At 67.0% G+C, this 18,376-nt stretch carries 18 protein-coding genes; 15 read left to right on the plus strand and 3 right to left on the minus strand.

Features of this window, described 5'->3' with window-relative positions; genetic code table 11:
- Nucleotides 1–13: 13 nt before the first annotated feature.
- Nucleotides 14–937 carry an AraC family transcriptional regulator gene (locus NRG23_RS01765; protein WP_124301653.1) on the minus strand — a complete coding sequence of 308 codons (924 nt, stop codon included), beginning with the start codon at nucleotides 935–937 and terminating at the stop codon, nucleotides 14–16.
- 104 nt (nucleotides 938–1,041) lie between these two features.
- Here NRG23_RS01765 and NRG23_RS01770 point away from each other — a divergent pair, with 104 nt between their 5' ends.
- From NRG23_RS01770 to NRG23_RS01810, 9 genes are all read left to right on the plus strand, one after another.
- Entirely contained in the window at nucleotides 1,042–1,602 is a 561-nt protein-coding gene (locus NRG23_RS01770; RefSeq protein WP_257373567.1) for a carboxymuconolactone decarboxylase family protein, read from the plus strand.
- Nucleotides 1,603–1,665: 63 nt separating this feature from the next.
- On the plus strand, nucleotides 1,666–2,736 hold the full coding sequence (locus tag NRG23_RS01775; RefSeq protein ID WP_257373568.1) for an acyl-CoA dehydrogenase family protein: 1,071 nt from the start codon (nucleotides 1,666–1,668) through the stop codon (nucleotides 2,734–2,736).
- The gene (locus tag NRG23_RS01780; RefSeq protein WP_124301651.1) at nucleotides 2,733–3,539 is read left to right on the plus strand and encodes an ABC transporter ATP-binding protein; all 807 of its coding nucleotides are present in this window, start codon (nucleotides 2,733–2,735) and stop codon (nucleotides 3,537–3,539) included. The genes NRG23_RS01775 and NRG23_RS01780 overlap by 4 nt, the downstream gene beginning before the upstream one ends.
- Before the next feature lie 141 nt (nucleotides 3,540–3,680).
- Nucleotides 3,681–4,880, plus strand: coding sequence for an ABC transporter substrate-binding protein (locus NRG23_RS01785; protein WP_009049188.1), 1,200 nt, complete (start codon nucleotides 3,681–3,683; stop codon nucleotides 4,878–4,880).
- On the plus strand, nucleotides 4,880–5,647 hold the full coding sequence (locus NRG23_RS01790) for an ABC transporter permease (protein WP_038632653.1): 768 nt from the start codon (nucleotides 4,880–4,882) through the stop codon (nucleotides 5,645–5,647). The genes NRG23_RS01785 and NRG23_RS01790 overlap by 1 nt, the downstream gene beginning before the upstream one ends.
- A 130-nt stretch (nucleotides 5,648–5,777) precedes the next feature.
- Nucleotides 5,778–6,668, plus strand: a complete 891-nt coding sequence (locus NRG23_RS01795) for a universal stress protein (RefSeq protein ID WP_016705147.1) — start codon at nucleotides 5,778–5,780, stop codon at nucleotides 6,666–6,668.
- A 23-nt stretch (nucleotides 6,669–6,691) separates the two neighbouring features.
- Nucleotides 6,692–7,378: a phosphoribosyltransferase gene (locus NRG23_RS01800; protein ID WP_038632651.1), complete on the plus strand. Its 687-nt coding sequence runs from the start codon at nucleotides 6,692–6,694 to the stop codon at nucleotides 7,376–7,378.
- A 157-nt stretch (nucleotides 7,379–7,535) separates the two neighbouring features.
- Nucleotides 7,536–8,435, plus strand: a complete 900-nt coding sequence (locus NRG23_RS01805; protein WP_028684093.1) for a polysaccharide deacetylase family protein — start codon at nucleotides 7,536–7,538, stop codon at nucleotides 8,433–8,435.
- Nucleotides 8,436–8,630: 195 nt separating this feature from the next.
- Nucleotides 8,631–8,879 carry a hypothetical protein gene (locus NRG23_RS01810; protein ID WP_041983638.1) on the plus strand — a complete coding sequence of 83 codons (249 nt, stop codon included), beginning with the start codon at nucleotides 8,631–8,633 and terminating at the stop codon, nucleotides 8,877–8,879.
- A 68-nt stretch (nucleotides 8,880–8,947) separates the two neighbouring features.
- Here NRG23_RS01810 and NRG23_RS01815 read toward each other — a convergent pair whose 3' ends face one another.
- Both NRG23_RS01815 and NRG23_RS01820 read right to left on the minus strand, forming a co-directional pair.
- Entirely contained in the window at nucleotides 8,948–9,673 is a 726-nt protein-coding gene (locus NRG23_RS01815; RefSeq protein WP_016705151.1) for a cupin domain-containing protein, read from the minus strand.
- Nucleotides 9,674–9,734: 61 nt separating this feature from the next.
- On the minus strand, nucleotides 9,735–10,592 hold the full coding sequence (locus tag NRG23_RS01820; RefSeq protein ID WP_038632643.1) for a GNAT family N-acetyltransferase: 858 nt from the start codon (nucleotides 10,590–10,592) through the stop codon (nucleotides 9,735–9,737).
- 267 nt (nucleotides 10,593–10,859) lie between these two features.
- Between NRG23_RS01820 and NRG23_RS01825 the strand changes: the two genes are divergently transcribed.
- The 6 genes from NRG23_RS01825 (at nucleotide 10,860) to NRG23_RS01850 (ending at nucleotide 18,375) form a co-directional block, all read left to right on the plus strand.
- Nucleotides 10,860–12,332, plus strand: a complete 1,473-nt coding sequence (locus NRG23_RS01825; protein ID WP_257373569.1) for an aldehyde dehydrogenase — start codon at nucleotides 10,860–10,862, stop codon at nucleotides 12,330–12,332.
- Between the two features lie 453 nt (nucleotides 12,333–12,785).
- The gene (locus NRG23_RS01830) at nucleotides 12,786–13,454 is read left to right on the plus strand and encodes a haloacid dehalogenase type II (RefSeq protein WP_009049179.1); all 669 of its coding nucleotides are present in this window, start codon (nucleotides 12,786–12,788) and stop codon (nucleotides 13,452–13,454) included.
- Between the two features lie 42 nt (nucleotides 13,455–13,496).
- Nucleotides 13,497–14,771: an FAD-binding oxidoreductase gene (locus tag NRG23_RS01835; RefSeq protein ID WP_009049178.1), complete on the plus strand. Its 1,275-nt coding sequence runs from the start codon at nucleotides 13,497–13,499 to the stop codon at nucleotides 14,769–14,771.
- Between the two features lie 89 nt (nucleotides 14,772–14,860).
- Nucleotides 14,861–16,498, plus strand: a complete 1,638-nt coding sequence (locus NRG23_RS01840; RefSeq protein ID WP_016705154.1) for an ABC transporter substrate-binding protein — start codon at nucleotides 14,861–14,863, stop codon at nucleotides 16,496–16,498.
- A 48-nt stretch (nucleotides 16,499–16,546) separates the two neighbouring features.
- Nucleotides 16,547–17,503 carry an ABC transporter permease gene (locus NRG23_RS01845; protein ID WP_009049176.1) on the plus strand — a complete coding sequence of 319 codons (957 nt, stop codon included), beginning with the start codon at nucleotides 16,547–16,549 and terminating at the stop codon, nucleotides 17,501–17,503.
- The gene (locus NRG23_RS01850) at nucleotides 17,500–18,375 is read left to right on the plus strand and encodes an ABC transporter permease (RefSeq protein WP_257373570.1); all 876 of its coding nucleotides are present in this window, start codon (nucleotides 17,500–17,502) and stop codon (nucleotides 18,373–18,375) included. Before NRG23_RS01845 ends, NRG23_RS01850 begins: the two co-directional genes overlap by 4 nt.
- The last annotated feature ends 1 nt before the right edge of the window (nucleotide 18,376 follow it).

An 18,376-nucleotide genomic window follows, 5' to 3' on the forward strand; every position in this document is an offset into this window, starting at 1 on the left:
GGACTGCCGAGCGTCAGCGTCCTTCGTGCTGGCGGCGATAGGCTCCCGGCTGCACGCCTACGGCCTTGGCGAAGGCCCGGGTAAAGGCCGCGACCGATTGATAACCCACCGCCGCGCCGGCCTGTTCCACGGTGTGGTTGGCCTTGAGCAACTGGCAGGCATGGCGCATGCGCAGCGCCAGCAGGACCTGGCCCGGGGATTGCCCGGCCAGTTCGTTGAAGCGCTTGAAGAAGGCCGAGCGCGACAGCCCGGTGCAGGCCGCCATGCTTTCCAGGGGCCAGGGCTGTTCGGGGTGCTCGATCAGCTGTTCCAGCAGCGCGGCGAAGGCCGGATGCCGGGCCAGCGCCACCAGTCCACCGAGGCCCTGGTTGTCGGCCACCTGCTGGCGCAGCACATAGAGGAACAGCAGATGGCTCAGGCGTTCCAGCAGCGCCGAAGAGGGCGCGGGTATGCGCTGGCATTCTTCCAGGATCAGCTCGAACAGGGCCCGGGCCGCGCTCAGGGACGGGTCGCCGGCGCGCAGCACGATCCAGTCCGGCAGGCCGTCGATGATCAGCGACGACAGCCCGGACCTGAAGTGAAAGAAACCGCAGACCAGGCCCACGCCATCTTCGGCCTGATCTTTTGCGTGAGCGTCGAACGCCTGCATGGCCCTGCGTGGCAGTTCATGGGCGGCACTACGCTGTTCGGCGCTGGACAGGCGATAGTCCAGGTCGCGCAGCAGGAACAGCGCATCCCCGGCATTCAGGCGCTGGGCCTGCTCCTGGCCCTCGATATGCAGCCAGCAATGGCCTTGCACGATCAGGTGGAAGCTGGCCCGGGCCAGGCCGTGGGTGCTGGCGTGCCAGCCGCCGCAGTAACGGCCGACATGGAACAGGCTGGCGTCGAGTTCGAGGCTTTCTAATAACCAATCAACCAGTGGGCTGGACGAAATCATCTAATGGAAACACTCAGGAGCAAGTAATTGCTACTTTAGAATATGGATCGAAATTCTTATAACCAACAGACTGGCCGGACACCTACACAACAGGAGTCCACCGCATGTCGCGCATCACTCTACACAGCCTGCAAAGCGCTCCCGAAGCGGCCCGGCCATTTTTGCAGAACGCCCAGAACAACTCGGGCTTCATCCCCAATCTGCTGGGCATCCTGGCCAATGCCCCGGCGGCGCTGGAGACCTACGTTACGGTATCGGCGCTCAATGGCAAGGCTGAGCTGAGCCTGGCCGAACGGGAAGTGGTGCAACTGGTGGCGGCCACCACCCACGGTTGCGATTTCTGCGTGGCCGGGCACACTGCGGTGGCGCAGAACAAGGCCAAGCTGCCGGACGAAGTGATCAGCGCGTTGCGTGAGCGCAGCCCCTTGCCGGAGGAAAAGCTGCAGACGCTGGCTGCCTTCGCCGCCGAGGTGATCGCCACCCGCGGCAATGTCAGCGATTCGACGTTCACAGCGTTCAAGGCCGCCGGCTACAGCGAGGGCAATGCCCTGGAAGTGATTCTCGGGGTGAGCCTGGCGACCCTGTGCAACTTCGCCAACGTGTTCGCCCGCACGCCGCTGAACCCGGAACTGGCCAAGTACCGCTGGCAAGCGCCGCAGCAATGATGCAGCGGCTGGATTCAAGGCACGGCCGGTGGGCCGCTGCCGCGTAGAAAAGGAGAAAACCACATGCTCGACCCCGCATTGAGTCAATGGCTGGACGCCGAGGCCCAGGCCCTGGATCTGGGCCACTGCGACCCACAGCAGGTGCTGGCGCGACTGGCCGAGGCCCAGGTGCTGCGCATCGGCATCCCGCCTGGGCAGGGCGGTAGCGACGGCGACCTGGGCGCTGCCGTGGAAGCGGTGGCCGCGGTGGCCAGCCATTCCCTGGCGGCGGCCTTTGTGTTCTGGGGCCAGCGGGCCTTTATCGAATACTTGCTGCACAGCCCCAACGCGGCCTTGCGCGAGCGTCTGTTGCCGGACCTGCTCAGCGGCAAGTTGGCGGGAGCCACCGGGCTGTCGAACGCCATGAAGTTCCTCTCGGGCATCGAGGCCCTGCAAGTCCGTGCGTTGCCACAAGCCGGCGGCTGGTGCCTGAACGGGCGCCTGCACTGGGTCACCAATCTGCGTAAAAGCGGTTTTGTGGTGGCCGCGGCCATCGAGCACGAAGAGGGTGGCGCGCCCTTTGTCCTGGCGATTCCCGCGACCCTGGCTGGCCTGCAACGCTCGGAGGACTTGCAACTGATGGGCTTGCAGTCGAGCAACACCGCGGCGCTGGAGTTGCAACAGGTCGAGGTTGACCATGACTGGTTGCTGCACGAGGACGCCAAGGTCTTTCTGCCGGCGGTGCGCCCGGCGTTTCTCGGCCTGCAATGTGGCATGGCCATCGGCCTGGCGCGGCGCGCGCTGGATGAAGTGCAAACCCATTTGCACAGCGGTCGTTCGATCCTGCGCGAGCCCTTGCAGGAGCAACGCCAGCAGTTGGAGGAGCGCGTCGATGAGCTCAAGCGCGGCCTGCTGGAGGGGCGTTTCCTGACCCAGCCCGCGGCGCTGTTCCGGTTGCGCATCGCCCTGGCCGAGGCCGTCGCCAACGCCGTGCAACTGGAGTTGCAGGCCAGTGGCGGCAAGGCCTACCTGAGCGAACATGGCAGCGGCTTTGCTCGGCGCTGGCGCGAGTCGGCCTTCGTGCCGGTCGTCACCCCGAGCCTGGTGCAGTTGCGCGCCGAGTTGCAGCGCCAGGCGCGGGACGCGGCGGCATGAGCGCGGCCTTGCTCGAAGCCCGGCAGGTCAGCCTCGGCTACCCCGGCGAACACGGCTGGCAAGCGGTGCTGGAAGGCTTCGACCTGCGCTTGCAGCCGGGGGAGGTGGTGTCGATCCTCGGCCCCAGCGGCGTCGGCAAATCCAGCCTGTTGCGGGTCCTGGCCGGCTTGCAGGCGCCTCAGGGTGGCAGCGTCAGCCTGCTGGGGCAAACGCTGGACGGCCCGCATCCACGGGTGGCCGTGGCTTTCCAGGACCCCAGCCTGTTGCCCTGGCTGAACCTGGAACACAACGTCGCCTTCGGCCTCGACTTCGCCCGCCAGCCGGCGCTGGACGCCCAGCAGCGCCAGGCGCGGGTCGACCAGGCAATCGCCGAGGTCGGCCTGCAGCATGCCCGCGGGCACTACCCGGCGCAGCTGTCCGGCGGCATGGCCCAGCGCACCGCGCTGGCCCGTTGCCTGGCGCGCCAGCCACAGGTGCTGTTGCTCGACGAACCCTTCGGCGCGCTGGACGAAGTGACCCGCGCCGACATGCAGCAACTGCTGCTCAAGGTGATCGCCGAGCACCGCACCGCGGCGTTGTTGATCACCCACGACATCGACGAAGCCCTGCTGCTTTCCGAGCGCATTCTGCTACTGGGTAACAGCCCGGCGCGAACCCTCGGCGAGTGGCGCATCGACCTGCCTCAGCCGCGTGCCGAGCTCGTGGAAGAGCTGGGCACCCTGCGTATCGAGATTCTCAAAACCCTTCGGCGGGCGAGCCGCACTGCACAACCCCAAGCCTTACCGCAGCCTCTACCCCTGTAGGAGCGAAGCTTGCTCGCGATAAAAACGTCAGAGCGGCGCAGTGTCCCAGACACCCCGTCAACGTTGAGGTTTTTCGCGAGCAAGCTTCGCTCCTACAGGAGATCGCGGCCAAACCCTTGCCCGAATTGTCGGAGATACACCATGTGCCTGGATGACTTCACTCACAGCCGTCGCGACTTCCTCAAACTCAGCGCCTTGCTCACCGCCGGCGGCGCCTTGCCGTTGCTGGGTAGCCTGCAGGCCCGCGCCGCCGCGGAGCCGGACGCGCCGGTGCGCATCGGTTACCTGCCGATCACCGACGCCACGCCCTTGCTGGTGGCCCATAACAACGGCCTGTTCGAGGCCGAGGGCATCCGCTCCGAGCGCCCGGTGCTGTTGCGCAGCTGGGCGCAGGTGATCGAGGCGTTCATTTCCGGGCAGGTCAATGTGATCCACCTGCTGTCGCCGATGACGGTCTGGGCCCGTTATGGCAGCAAGGTGCCGGCCAAGGTGGTGGCCTGGAACCACGTTGGCGGCTCCGGCCTGACGGTGGCGCCGGGCATCACCGAGGTCCGCCAACTGGGCGGGCAGGCGCTGGCGATTCCGTTCTGGTACTCGATCCACAACGTGGTGGTGCAGCAACTGCTGCGCGACAACGGCCTGACCCCGGTGAGCCGGCCGGCCAGCAGCCCGCTGGCAGCCAACGAGGTCAACCTGCTGGTGCTGCCGCCGTCGGACATGCCGCCGGCCCTGGCCAGCAAGCGCATTGCCGGCTACATAGTCGCCGAGCCGTTCAATGCCCTGGCCGAGGAGCTCAAGGTCGGCCGGGTGCAGCGCTTTACCGGGGATATCTGGCGCAACCACGCCTGCTGCGTGGTGTTCATGCATGAGCAGGATCTGAACAATCGCCCCGAATGGTCGCAGAAGGTGGTCAACGCCATCGTCAAGGCGCAGCTGTGGACCCGCGACAACCGCGCCGAGGCAGCCCGGCTGCTGTCCCGGGACGGCGCCAACCGCTACACCCCGCATGCGCCGCAGGTGTTGAGCCGGGTGCTGGCGCCGAGTGCCGGCGAGCGCCAGCAATACCTGGCCGACGGCGCGATCCAGCACGCGCAGTGGGACGAGCAGCGCATCGACTTTCAGCCGTACCCGTTCCCCAGCTACACCGAGGAGCTGGTCAAGCGCCTCAAGGACACCCTGATCGAAGGCGACAAGGGTTTCCTGGCCAGCCTCGACCCGCAGCACACCGCCCGCGACCTGGTGGACGAGCGCTTTGTGCGCAACGCCATCGCGTCGGTCGGCGGGCTCAAGGCATTCGGCTTGCCCGACAGCTTCGAACGCAGCGAGGAGTTCAGCCTCTGATGGCCAAGCGATCCGCATCGAACCTGCCTTGGCTGCTGGGCGTGGGCGGGCTGTTGTGCCTGCTGCTGTTGTGGTGGCTGGGCGTGCGCCTGTTCGGCAGCACCGACGGGCTGGCGGCGCGCTTTTCGCCGGCGGCGACCCTGGCCAGCCTGCTGGAACTGCTGGGCCGCGCCGAGCTGTACGAGCATGTGCTGGTCAGCCTCAAGCGCATCCTGGTTGGCCTGGCCCTGGCCTTGCTGGTCGGCGTGCCCCTGGGCCTGCTGATCGGCAGCTACCGCCACCTGGAGGCGGCCACCACCCCGGCGTTCCAGTTCCTGCGGATGATCTCGCCGCTGTCGTGGATGCCGGTGGTGGTGATGCTGATGGGGGTAGGGGACCAGCCGATCTACTTCCTGCTGGCCTTCGCCGCGGTCTGGCCGATCCTGCTCAACACCGCGGCCGGGGTGCGCCAGCTCGACCCGCGCTGGCTGCAACTGAGCCGCAGCCTCAGCGCCACCCGCTGGGAAACCCTGCGCAAGGTGATCCTGCCCGGGGTGCTGGGCCATGTGCTGACCGGCGTGCGCCTGGCCATCGGCATTTTGTGGATCGTCCTGGTGCCCTGCGAAATGCTCGGCGTCAGCGCCGGCCTGGGCTATTTCATCCTCGATACCCGCGACCGCCTGGCCTATTCGGAACTGATGGCCATGGTGCTGCTGATCGGCGCCCTGGGCTTTGCCCTGGACAGCCTGGCCCGCGGTCTGCACCGACGCTGGACGCACTTGCCGTAACGCCGCGACGGGCGCATTGTCAGTGGGAAGTCTGAAGTCATGCTGGCGTTCGATCCGGCGTTGACGCACCGGCGTTTATAAAGAGGCGCCGGTGGCCGGCGTGGGCGTCCAGCCTATCTGGAGGTGCGCCATGAGCCAGTACCAACGCTTGTTGCTGGTCATCGACCCGGCAATGCGCCAATCCCCGGCCATCCCGCGTGCAGCCGCCCTGGCCAAGGCCAGCGGCGCAACCCTGCATATCGCGGCCTTGCTGAAGCCGGTGTCGATTCTTTCCCTGTTCGAGCACCACGTGCGCAATGAGGCGCGCGAACGTTATCGCCTGGAACATCAGAACTGGTTGCAGGAGGAGGTGCATCGGCTGCGTGGCCATGGCGTCACGGTCAACGGCGAGGTGACCTGGGCCGACGACCTGCTGGAGGAAATCCTGCAGCACGTCGCGGAAATCCAGCCCGACCTGCTGATCAAGGACGTGCAGCACGAACCGGCGCTCAAACGCGCCTTTCTCACGCCGATGGACTGGCACCTGCTGCGCCGGTGCCCGGTCCCGCTGTACCTGATGGGCCGCCACGGCCATACCCTGCCGCAAATGGTGGTGGCGGCGGTCGACCCGTCGCGGCCGGAGTACCAGCACAACGGGCTCAACGACCGGATCATCCACGAAGCCAACAGCCTGGCCCTGCAGTGCAATGCCGAGCTGCACCTGTTGCACGCCTATGACGTGTCGTCGGTCTACCTGGGCGATGCCGGGGGCGGTGGCCTGGTGCTGGCGGACCTGACCCGGGAACTGCGGGTCACCCTGGAAAAAGCCTTCCTCGAACTCGCCGAGCGCTACGGCGTGCCCGAGGAACGGCGGCATTTCATCCTTGGGCAGCCGGTTACGGTGCTGGCCAATTTCGTCACCGAGAACCAGGCCGACGTGCTGGTCATGGGCCGCGTGCATCGCGAGGGCCTGGAGAAACTGGTGGGCAGCACCACCGAGCACGCGCTGTATCAGCTGCCCTGCAGCCTGCTGGCGCTGTAGCCGGGCGCCTGGGGAGGTGAGACATGAGCGAATATCCGTCATTGCAGATGACCTTGCGCAACCGCCAGGCCGCCGGGCAGGGGCTGGTCGCGCCGTTGCAGAAATACAGTCGCCGGCCCGAGGTGATCGTGCTGGCGTTGCCCCGGGGCGGGGTGCCGGTGGCCTGGGAAATCGCCCGGGCCCTGGAGGTGCGGCTGGACCTGATGCTGGTGCGCAAGCTTGGCGTGCCCGGTCATGAAGAACTGGCGATGGGCGCCATCGCCAGCGGCGGCATCCGCATCCTCAATCAGGACGTCCTGAACGGTCATCACATCGGTGATGCCGCGCTGCAAGCGGTAACCCAGCGGGAAACCCAGGAATTGCAGCGCCGCGATCGGGTCTACCGCGGCGACCGGGCCGCGCCCGACCTGCGTGGCCAGGTGGTGATCCTGGTGGACGACGGGCTGGCCACCGGTGCCTCGATGCACGCCGCGGTCCAGGCCACGCGCCTGCAGCACCCGGCGCGGATAGTGGTGGCCGTGCCCCTGGCGCCGCAGGAAACCGTGGACACCCTGAGTTTCGAGGTCGACGAGCTGATCTGCCCGATCACCCCGCTGTGGTTCGTGTCGATCGGCAACGGCTATGCGGACTTTGCCCAGACCTCGGACGAGGAGGTGATCGAACTGTTGCAACAGGCCTGGCAGCGGCCGTGCGAAGGCGCTGCGGTATGAACGTCTCGGCGGCCTGAAACCGGGCGCCCCGGAACCAAAACCCTGGTTGCCCCTCCAAGCTGTGCCCGGCGCTGCGTGCAGGCCGGGCGAGGGATCCATGGGCGAGGGATTTTTGCCATTGAGGTGACGACCGCAACGGTCCGACACAGGGCAAAACATGAAACGAGGCTTCAAGGTTCTCTGTGCAGTGCTACTCGCCGCCGGCCTGGCCGGTTGCATCGCTGCCCCCATCGAAATGACCGCGCAGACCGAGCAACGCTTGCGCGTTCAGGCGCCGATCCGCTTTCTGCTGACCTTCGACGACGGCCCCAGCGCTTCCAGCCTCTACAACCCGACCGAGCGGGTGCTCGACGACCTGCTCGACAACCCGCTGCAACCGGCGATCAAGGCGGTGTTCTTCGTCCAGACCCGCGCCTCGCGGGCCGGCGGCAGCGACATCGGGCGGCGGATAATGGCCCGCGAGCACGCCGAGGGCCATGTGCTGGGCTTTCATACCGCCACGCCGAGGCACACCAACCATCGCTCGCTCGACCCGCAGGAACTGGAGACGTCCCTGAACGACGGCAGCGCCGATATCGCGCTGATCACCGGCGTGCCGCCGAACCTGGTGCGCCCGCCATTCTGGAACTACGACAAGCGCACCTTCGCCGCCTATCAACGGCATGGCCTGCATGTGTTGCTGACCGACCTCAGCGCCAACGACGGCAAGGTCTGGGGGTTCAACGCCAGCCCACGGCGCCGGGCCAACATGCTGCGCCAGCTGTCGGAGGTGCGCGAACGCATTGCCCTGGGCCAGTTGCCGACGGTGGACGGAGCGATCCCGGTGGTGGTGACCTTCCACGACCTCAATCGCTACACCGCCCGGCATACCCGGGAATACCTGCAGATCCTGCTCGACAGCGCTCAGGCCAATGGCCTTCGGACCGCGCCCAAGCCGTTCTACGACGATACCGCGGCGCTGCAACGGGCGGTCATGGCCCGCACCGTCAGCAGCAGCGAGCAGCCGGTGCGGTTGCCGGGGCTGTGGAACTGGCTGTGGGACAGGAATTCCCATTGAGCAGGCGTGACCGTTCGCATGGGACAAGACATGACCGTCGGTCCGCCAGTGCCTTGCCAGGATCGAATAAATCTCTGGTTTTACAGTCACATGGGGGGTTGCAGGCACCGGCGCCGCCGGTTCGCACAGGGCCCGGCGCGTTGCCGGGCTGCTTTGCCAACCCATCGTTCTGACCCAGGTTCTAGGACACTTCCCATGAAGCGATTCGCGACACTCACCCTGACCCTTTGCTCCACGCTGCTGCTGGGTGGCTGCTACCCCCATTGGGACGACGGCCGGCGCTACGATCGCGACCATGACCGCTGGCGCGACCACAGTCGTTATGACCGCGACTACTACCGCGACCGCGATCATGACGACGACCGTTACGACCGCCGCTACGACCGGCGGGACAAGGACGGGCGCTATCGTCGCGACCGTGACGATGACGACGATGACGATTGAGTCGCAGGGCGGTTTTCGCCTGATATGACAACGGCGCCCTTGGGCGCCGTTGTCGTTTGTGCCGGGCGTTACTTCACCGCATAGAACTTGCGCACATAGGCCGTGCTGTGCCACGCGCAGGGCGTGCCCTGGGCAACGAACAGCGTAGCGCCGGGGCCGGCGGTCAGTCGGCTGCCATCCGCGCCCTCGAGGGTCACACTGCCTTCCACCAGGTGCATCAGCTCATGGAGCTTGTGGGGCCGGCCATGGCGGCGGTAAGGCGTGGAGTCCCAGACACCGATCCGCAGGTCGCAGGCATCGTCCTCGAAGGCGTTGCGCGAGCGGCATTGCGGTTCCGGGCCGATCAGGATCTGCGGCTCGGGGGCCGCCGAAGGCGAGAGCATGGCCCGCGGGTCAAGCAGCGTCAGGCCCGGTTCGGCGCCCGCGGCGGCGCGTTTCACTGCGCAGAAGGCCCAGAGCGTGCCGGGTTCGGCCTCGAGCTTGAAGGTGCTGCCACGGCCGATCACCGCGCTGGCGCCCGGGGCCAGTTCCAGGGCCGGTTCCGCAGATGGCTCGGCGCTGTGGAGCAGCACCTTGCCGGCGTGCACCACGAGCATTTCGATGTGGGGGAAATCCTCGATGGCAAAACTGGCGCTGGTGCGCACGACACCGGCGGCAATCCCGTCGCTGCCGTTGTAGGCGACCAGCCGATCGGCGCCGAAAGGGTCGTGGCTGCCCAGGGCAGCGGGGGTGAACAGGCTGGCGTCGAAGCGACCGTCGGCGCCTGCCAGCAGCAAAGCGGCGGGTGTGGACATACAGATGACTCTCTGGGAAGTGGAAAAGGTGCCGCGCGGCGGGCGCCCGCGGCGTTGTGGATCAGCCGATGGCCTGGGTCACCAGGGCGAACTGGCGAACGCCGCCAAGCGCCCGGGGCGGGGTGCCGCGGGCCATCTGCGCGACCTGGTCGACCTGTTTCAGGCCAGCGCTTTGCAGCCAGTCGGCCAGGCCGCAGTCGGCCGGAATGTCGATGCGCACGAAGGCATCGGGAACCTTGCTCAGCAGGCTGGCGATCATCTGCCGGGCCTGCTCGGGGTTTTCCGCAATCACCGGGCCGATGCAGCGCCCACGGCCGAACGGCCGCAGCAGGGCGAAGGCGCGCAACTGGCCGTCGCGCTCGATGCCGACGCCGTGCTCGACCACCGCGAACAGGTCTTCCAGCACCTGCTGGCGGTCCAGGCCGCTGCCGGCGTTGGCCAGGCTCAGTTGGCGCAGGCGGTCGGCCTTGCGCAGCGGCCGGCAGCTTTCGCCGGCGGGCAGGGCGCCGACCTCAGGCGCCTGCGCCTGGCCCTGATGCTGCTGGATCATGCCGAACTCGACGAAGCCCTGGCTGGCATACAGCGGCGCGCCGGCCAGGGTGGCGTTGAGGACCGGCGTGCGCGACCCGCAGGCGTGCAGGGCCTTTTCCATCAGGGTGCGGCCGATGCCCTGGCCCTGGTAGTCGTTGCTGACGATCACCAGGCCGATGGTGGCGTAGTCACCCTGGAGGCAGGCGAAGGCGCTGCCGATCAGGCGCTCGCCGTCTTCCACCACGAAGCCCTGGCTGACCCGCTGCAACATCGCCCAGTCTTCCAGGCGATGGGGCCACTTCAATTGCACCGACAGGGCGTGGGCCGCCGGCAGGTCGGCGACAGTCATCGGGCGATACACATAAGCGGGGCGAGGGGTGGCGGACATGGCAAGACTCCGTGGAAAAGATAAGCGCGATCGTCGGCTTTGCTGTGCGGCGATGCGTCTGTATCCCATCTGCGCCGAGACCTGGCAAGAGCCCGGCAGCGATTCGGCAGAATCCCTAAAAGAGCGGCCGGCAGACCACAGTAACTACTTAAAAGGGGCATAAGGTCGGCAGCAAATGCTTGCGCTTTTTTCCTAGGATGGAGGCCTGGTTTTTACCTTCCGGACCGGCCTTCGCCGACCTTATTGCCGCCTTTAGTGGAGTGCTCCATGGATAGCTTCGATCCTCGTCTTGTCGCTGTGCGCAGCGCTCATTTCATCGCCGGCCAGTACCGCGACGCCGCGCCCGGGCTGGAAGTCTCGCGCCCGTCGGACGGCCAGGCCTACGGGCAGTTGCCGATCGCCGACGCCGAATGGGTGGACGAGGCGGTGAACAACGCCTGGCAGGCATTCGCCCGCTCCGACTGGGCCAGCCGTCCGCCCCGGGAGCGGGCGCGGGTGATGCGGCGCTGGGCCGACCTGGTGGAAGCCGACGCGGCGATCCTCGCGCCGCTGGAGGCCGTGGGTTCGACCCGTCCGCACCAGGACGTGATCGCCTGGGACATTCCTTATGTCGCCGAAGGTATCCGCTTTTTCGCCGAGCTGGCGGACAAGCACGGCGGTTCGCTGGCCGCCACCCAGACCGACCGCCTGGGCATGCAGATCGCCGAACCCTATGGGGTGATCGCCGCCATCGCGCCGTGGAATTTCCCGCTGAGCATGGCCTCGTGGAAAGTCGCCCCGGCCCTGGCCGCCGGTAACGCGGTGGTGCTCAAACCGTCGGAACTGACGCCGTACTCCAGCCTGCGGTTCGCCGAACTGGCGCTGCAAGCGGGGATCCCGGCGGGCATCTTCAACGTGGTACAGGGCGACGGCCGGGTCACTGGCGATGCCCTGTGTCGCCATCCGCGGGTGGCCAAGGTGACCTTTACCGGCTCCACCGCCACCGGTTCGAGCATCATGTCCACCTGTGCCCTGGTCGGGCCCAAGCCGGTGACCCTGGAGCTGGGCGGCAAGAGCCCGCAACTGGTGTTCGCCGACGTACCGGACATCGCCAGGACCGCGCGCACCGTGGCCATGGCCATTACCGGCAACGCCGGGCAGGTCTGCGTTTCCGGTTCGCGGCTGCTGATCGAACGCTCGATCATGCAGCCCTTCGTCGAGCACCTGCGGACGTACTTCGAACAATTGCGCCCGGGGCCGACCTGGTCGTCGACCAGCACGCTGTCGCCGATCATTTCCCGGCAGCAGGCCAACCGCATCGACGGCATCGTCCAGCGTTCGCGCCAGGCCGGCGCCGAGGTGCTCTGTGGTGGCGGCTTGTTCGATGGCCTGGGCGGCGCCTATTACCAGCCGACCCTGCTGACCGGCCTGGACAACAGCAATCCGGCGGTCTGCGAGGAGATCTTCGGCCCGGTGCTGACGGTGCAGGCCTTCGACGACGAAGCCGAGGCCCTGGGCCTGGCCGAGCACGCCACCTACGGCCTGGCCGCCGGGGTGCACACCGCCGACATCAACCGCGCCCTGCGCCTGGTCCGGCGCCTGGAGGCCGGCACGGTGTGGGTCAACCGCTACGGGCGCAGCAACGACTACATCCTGCCCACCGGCGGCTACAAGCGTTCCGGCATCGGCAAGGACCTGGGGCGCGAAGCCTTCGAGGCCAACCTGCGCTTCAAGAGCGTGCTGATCGATATCGCCGGCTGAAAGCCATGACCGGCAGGCGGCGGGTGAGCGGGGCGGTACGAAGTATGCATTGAACCTTCCGGCGCGGCCGAAGGCCGGCCGCCACCGGTTGGGGATTGACCGGGACACACTCTGCGATTCAGCGAAACGGGCGCTTCCAGACGGGGGCGCCCGTTTTTGTTGGGGGCGGCGCAGGTTCTGCGGCGGTCGGGCCCTGGCTTGAGCCCCGGCGGCCGGAAAAGGTCCATAAAAGCGCATGAATACGGGCTTTGCCCAAGGCTGGCGCGCCCCGCAAAGTCTGCTGAGGGCACCCCGAAAAACGGTGGTTTGTATCGAGCAGCCCGCGCTTTTAACGCCATCTGCTGATTTCACGGTGTTGTAATGAAGCTGTGATTGCAACGCTGCATCAGGGCTCCGGCAGCCGCGCTCTTGCGTGTCACGCCATGACCTCAACGAACTTCAGGACCGCACTCAATGAGCTTTCTTCGTCCCAAATTCATTACGTTCGACTGCTACGGTACGCTGACCAACTTCCACATGGGCACCATGACCCGCGAGCTGTTCGCCGACCGCGTCAGCCCCGAGCAGATGGACCAGTTCGTCAAGGACTTCTCGGCCTATCGCCTGGACCAGGTGATGGGCGACTGGAGGCCCTACGACGAGATCCTCAAGACCGCGCTGGCGCGGACCTGCAAACGCTGGGGCGTCGAGTACCGTGACGAAGGCCAGCTGTACTACGACGCGGTGCCGACCTGGGGCCCCCATCCCGACGTGCCGGCCGGCCTGTCGAAGATCGCCGACAAGATCCCCCTGGTGATTTTCTCCAACGCCAGCGACAGCCAGATCATGTCCAACGTCGACAAGCTCGGCGCGCCGTTCCACAAGGTCTTCACCGCCGAACAGGCCCAGGCCTACAAGCCACGCCTGGCGGCCTTCGAGTTCATGCTCGACAACCTCGGCTGCGGCCCGCAAGACATCCTCCACGTGTCTTCCAGCTTCCGTTACGACCTGATGCCGGCCCACGACATGAAGATCAAGCACAAGGCCTTCGTCGCCCGTGGCCACGAACAGCCGGCCAACGCCATCTACGGCTACCAGCAGATCCCGGACATCGGCGGCCTGGCCGCGCTGGTCGGTCTCTGATCGGTCATGGGCGCTCTTCAAGGCATGGTCAGGGAGTCAGGCATGGGCAGTGAATCCTATTGGCTCGACAGTGCGCCGGCGTTCACCGGGGCACAGGCCGGCGCGTTGCCGGACAGCGTCGACGTGGCGATCGTCGGTGGCGGGTTCACCGGGTTGTCCGCGGCCCGCGCGCTGGCCATGAAGGGCGCCCGGGTGGTGGTGCTGGAGGCCGGCCGGGTGATCGGCGAAGCCTCCGGGCGCAACGGCGGCCAGTGCAACACCGGGGTGGCCCAGGATTATGCCGCCCTCAGCGCCAGCCTCGGCGCCGAGCGGGCGCGGGCCTATTACCAGGCCTACGAGCGGGCGGTGCAGAGCGTCGTGGCGCTGGTGGAGCAGGAGGGCATCGGTTGCGACCTCAAGCGCAACGGCAAGCTCAAGCTGGCGGCCAAGCCCTTGCATTACGAAGGGCTGGCGCGCACCTGCGAGCTGATTCGCCGCGAGGTCGATGCCGATGTCGAGTTGCTGTCCGCCGAGCAGGTGCGCGGCGAAGTCGATTCCGCCGGTTTTCACGGCGGCCTGTTGCAGCGCAACGGCGTGCAGATGCATGTCGGGCGCTTCGGCGTCGGCCTGGCGCAGGCGGCGGCGCGCCATGGCGCGCTGATCTATCAGGACTGTGCGGTCAAAGGCTGGCAGGGCAACAGTGGCGGCTACCGGCTCGACACCGCGCGCGGTTCGTTGCAGGCGCGGCAGATCCTGCTGGCCACCGGCGCCTGCCAGCATGGCGACCTCGGCTGGTACCGGCGGCGCATCGTGCCGGTGGGCAGCTTCGTGGTGACCACCGAGGTGCTGCCGCAAGCCCTGGTCGAGCGGCTGCTGCCGCACCAGCGTTCCTATGTCACCAGCCGCACCATCGGCAACTACTTCCGCCTGACCCCGGACAACCGCCTGCTGTTCGGCGGCCGGGCGCGTTTCGCCATGTCCAGCCCCAGCTCCGACGCCAAGAGCGGCAAGGTGCTGCAGGCGGCCATGGTGCAGATGTTCCCGCAACTGGCCGGGGTCGGGATCGACTACTGCTGGGGCGGGCTGGTGGACATGACCAGCGACCGGCTGCCCCGGGCCGGCGAACGCAACGGCATCTACCACGCCATGGGCTACAGCGGCCATGGCGTGCAGATGTCGGTGCACATGGGCCAGGTCATGGCCGAGGTCATGGACGGCAAGGCCAGCGCCAACCCCTGGCAAGACCTGGCGTGGCCGGCGATTCCCGGGCACTTCGGCAAGCCCTGGTTCCTGCCGTTGGTAGGTGCTTACTACCGCTTCCAGGACTATCTGCACTGAGTTTGCTGCACCGTCGTTTTGCGTTTCCAGGACGCTCCGGTCAACCGCGAGCACTCGAGCCTTCTCATTATTCGACAGGTAGAACTGCTATGACTGACAACAAAGTCGATCCGCAACTGATTTCCGGCGAAGAAAGCCTGCGGGTTTTCGAGGGCCTGAACCGTGGCATGTCCCGCCGCAGTGCCTTGCGCATGCTTGGCGTGGCCGGTGTCGCCGCCGCGGGCGCCGGCAGCCTGTTCGGCAGTGCCGGCACCTTGCTCGCCAGCGACAGCGCGGCGCCGGGCAAGGGCAAGCCGGGCGGACGCATCCGCGTCGCCGGCATGTCCAGTTCCACCGCCGACACCCTCGACCCGGCCCGGGGCGCACTGTCCACCGACTATGTGCGGCACTTCATGTTCTACAACGGCCTGACCCGCTTCGACAGCCACCTGGTGCCGCAGCTGGAGCTGGCCGAGCGCATCGACAATACCGACGCCACCCTGTGGATCATCACCCTGCGCAAGGAAGTGACCTTCCACAACGGCAAGGGCCTGACCGCCGCCGACGTGGTGTTCTCGCTGTCGCGGCACAAGGACCCGGCCACCGGCTCCAAGGTCATGCCGCTGATGGAGCAGTTCGCCGAGATCAAGGCCACCGGCACCCATGAGGTGCAGATCCGCCTCAAGGCGCCGAACGCCGAGCTGCCGTCGATCCTCGCGGTCTCGCACCTGCTGATCGTGCCCGAAGGCACCACCGACTTCAGCCAGGGCATCGGCACCGGGCCGTTCAAGGTCAAGGAGTTCAAGCCGGGCGTGCGTTCGGTCTCCGCGCGCAACCCGAACTACTGGAAGCCGGGCCTGCCGTACCTGGACGAGATCGAGTTCATCGCCATCGCCGACGAGCCTTCGCGGGTCAACGCCTTGCTCTCCGGCGATGTCAACCTGATCAACGAGGTCAACCCGCGCTCCACCGCGCGCATCGCCGCCAGCGCCGGGCACCGGGTGGTGGACGCGCCGTCGGGCAATTACACCGACCTGATCATTCGCCAGGACCAGTTGCCTGGCCAGAGCCCGGAATTCACCCAGGCGCTGAAGCACCTGCTGGACCGCGAACAGGTGAAATCCGCGGTGTTCCGCGGCTACGCCGTGGTCGGCAACGACCACCCGATCGCGCCCGGTTCGCGTTACTACAACGCCGACCTGCCGCAGACCGTGTACGACCCGGAAAAGGCCCGCTTCCTGCTGAAGAAGGCCGGCATGGAGAAGGTCAGCATGCCGCTGGTGGCCTCGCCGGCCGCCACCGGTTCGGTGGACATCGCCGTGCTCCTGCAGCAGTCGGCCAAGCAGGCCGGGCTGACCCTCAACGTCAACCGCCTGCCCAGCGACGGCTACTGGTCCAACCACTGGATGAAGCACCCGCTGAGCTTCGGCAACATCAACCCGCGGCCGAACGCCGACGTGATCTTCTCGCAGTTCTTCCAGTCCAGCGCGCCATGGAACGAGTCGGGCTGGAAGAACGAGCAGTTCGACCAGTTGCTGATGCTGGCCCGCGGCGAGACCGACGACGCCAAGCGCAGCACCATGTACGCCGACATGCAGACCCTGGTGCACGACCACTGTGGCATCGGCATCCCGGTGTTCATCAGCAACATCGACGGGGTCGACCAGCGTATCAAGGGCTATGGCAGCAACCCCCTGGGTGGCTTCATGGGCTACATGTTCGCCGAGCAGGTGTGGCTGGACGCGTGAGGGGCGAAAGCGGGTTCCGTCGGAGCTGCAAGGCAGGAGGGAAGGGCGATGAATAGCAACACACTGTGGTTGATCGGGCGGCGCATGGGCGCCGCGGTCGTGACCTTGTTGATCGTCTCCATGGTGGTGTTCGCCATCACCGCGGTATTGCCGGGGGACGCGGCGCAACAGGCCCTGGGGCAGTTCGCCACGCCGGAACAGGTGGCGGCGCTGCGCCTGAAACTGGGCCTGGACCAGCCCGGTGTGGTGCGTTACCTGCACTGGTTGCTCAGCCTGCTGGCCGGCGACATGGGCACCTCGGTGTCCAACGCCATGCCGGTCAGCGAGCTGATGGCCGGGCGGGTGCCCAACACCCTGATGCTGGCGGCGGTGACCGCGGTGGTCTCGGTGCCGGTGGCGCTGACCCTGGGCATCGGCTCGGCCATGGGCCGCGGCGGGCGCCTGGACAGCGTCCTGAGCTTCATCACCCTGGCCCTGGTGGCGGTGCCGGAGTTCCTGGTGGCGACCCTGGCGGTGCTGGTGTTCGCGGTGAACCTGGGCTGGCTGTCGGCCTTGTCCTACGCCAGCGAAACCCACTCGCCGCTGCAGTTCCTGCGCACCTACGCCTTGCCGGTGATGACCCTGTGCTTCGTCATCGTCGCGCAAATGGCGCGCATGACCCGCGCCGCGGTGATCGACCAGCTCGACAGCCCCTACGTGGAAATGGCCCGGCTCAAGGGCGTCAGCCCGGTGCGCATCGTGCTGCGCCACGCCTTGCCCAACGCCATCGGGCCGATTGCCAACGCGGTGGCGCTGAGCCTGTCGTACCTGCTGGGCGGGGTGGTGATCGTCGAAACCATCTTCAACTATCCCGGGATCGCCAGCCTGATGGTCGACGCGGTGACCAACCGCGACATGGCGCTGGTCCAGGCCTGCACCATGCTGTTCTGCACGGCCTACCTGGGCCTGGTGCTGATTGCCGACCTGTGCGCGATTCTTTCCAATCCGAGGCTGAGAAACCAATGAGCAATCTCATGCTGAAGTCGACGCCTGCCACGCCCGACCTGGCGCTTGGCAAGGTGTCCCACGGGCCGTCCTGGCTCGGCCTGACCGGGGCTGCGATGTGTGTGCTGTGGCTGCTGGTGGCGCTGTTCGGCCCCTGGCTGGCGCCGCACCCGGTGGGCGAAGTGGTGTCCGCCAATGTGTTCGACGCCATGGGCGCGGCCTATCCGTTCGGCACCGATTACCTGGGCCGCGACATGCTCAGCCGGGTGCTGGTGGGCGCGCGGTTCACCGTCGGCCTGGCGCTGATTTCCGCGGTCCTGGCCAGCGGCCTGGGCACCGCCTGCGCCTTGCTCTCGGTGGTCGCGCCGAAATGGCTGGATGAAGTCATCAGCCGCCTGATGGATGCCTTCATCTCCATCCCGAGCAAGATGCTGGCGCTGATCATGGTCTCGGCCTTCGGCTCCTCGGTGGTGCTGCTGGTGTGCACCGCGGTGCTGAGCTTCACCCCCGGGGCGTTCCGTATCGCCCGCAGCCTGGCGGTGAATATCGAGGCCCTGGAGTATGTGCAGGTGGCCCGCACCCGGGGCGAGCGCCGGCTGTACATCGCCTGCGTGGAGATCCTGCCGAACATGCTCAACCCGGTGCTCACCGACCTCGGCCTGCGCTTTGGCTTCATCGTCCTGCTGCTCAGCGGCATGAGCTTCCTCGGCCTCGGCGTGCAGCCGCCGGACGCCGACCTCGGCTCGCTGGTGCGCGAGAACATCGGCGGCCTCAACCAGGGCGCGCCGGCCATCGTCATCCCGGCGCTGGCCATCGGCACCCTGACCATTGGCGTGAACCTGTTCATCGACAGGGTCTCGTCGCGCCGCAGCCGCCGTCCGGGAGGTCATTGAA

The organism is Pseudomonas sp. T8 (assembly GCF_024610635.1).
Lineage (GTDB): Bacteria > Pseudomonadota > Gammaproteobacteria > Pseudomonadales > Pseudomonadaceae > Aquipseudomonas > Aquipseudomonas chlororaphis_I.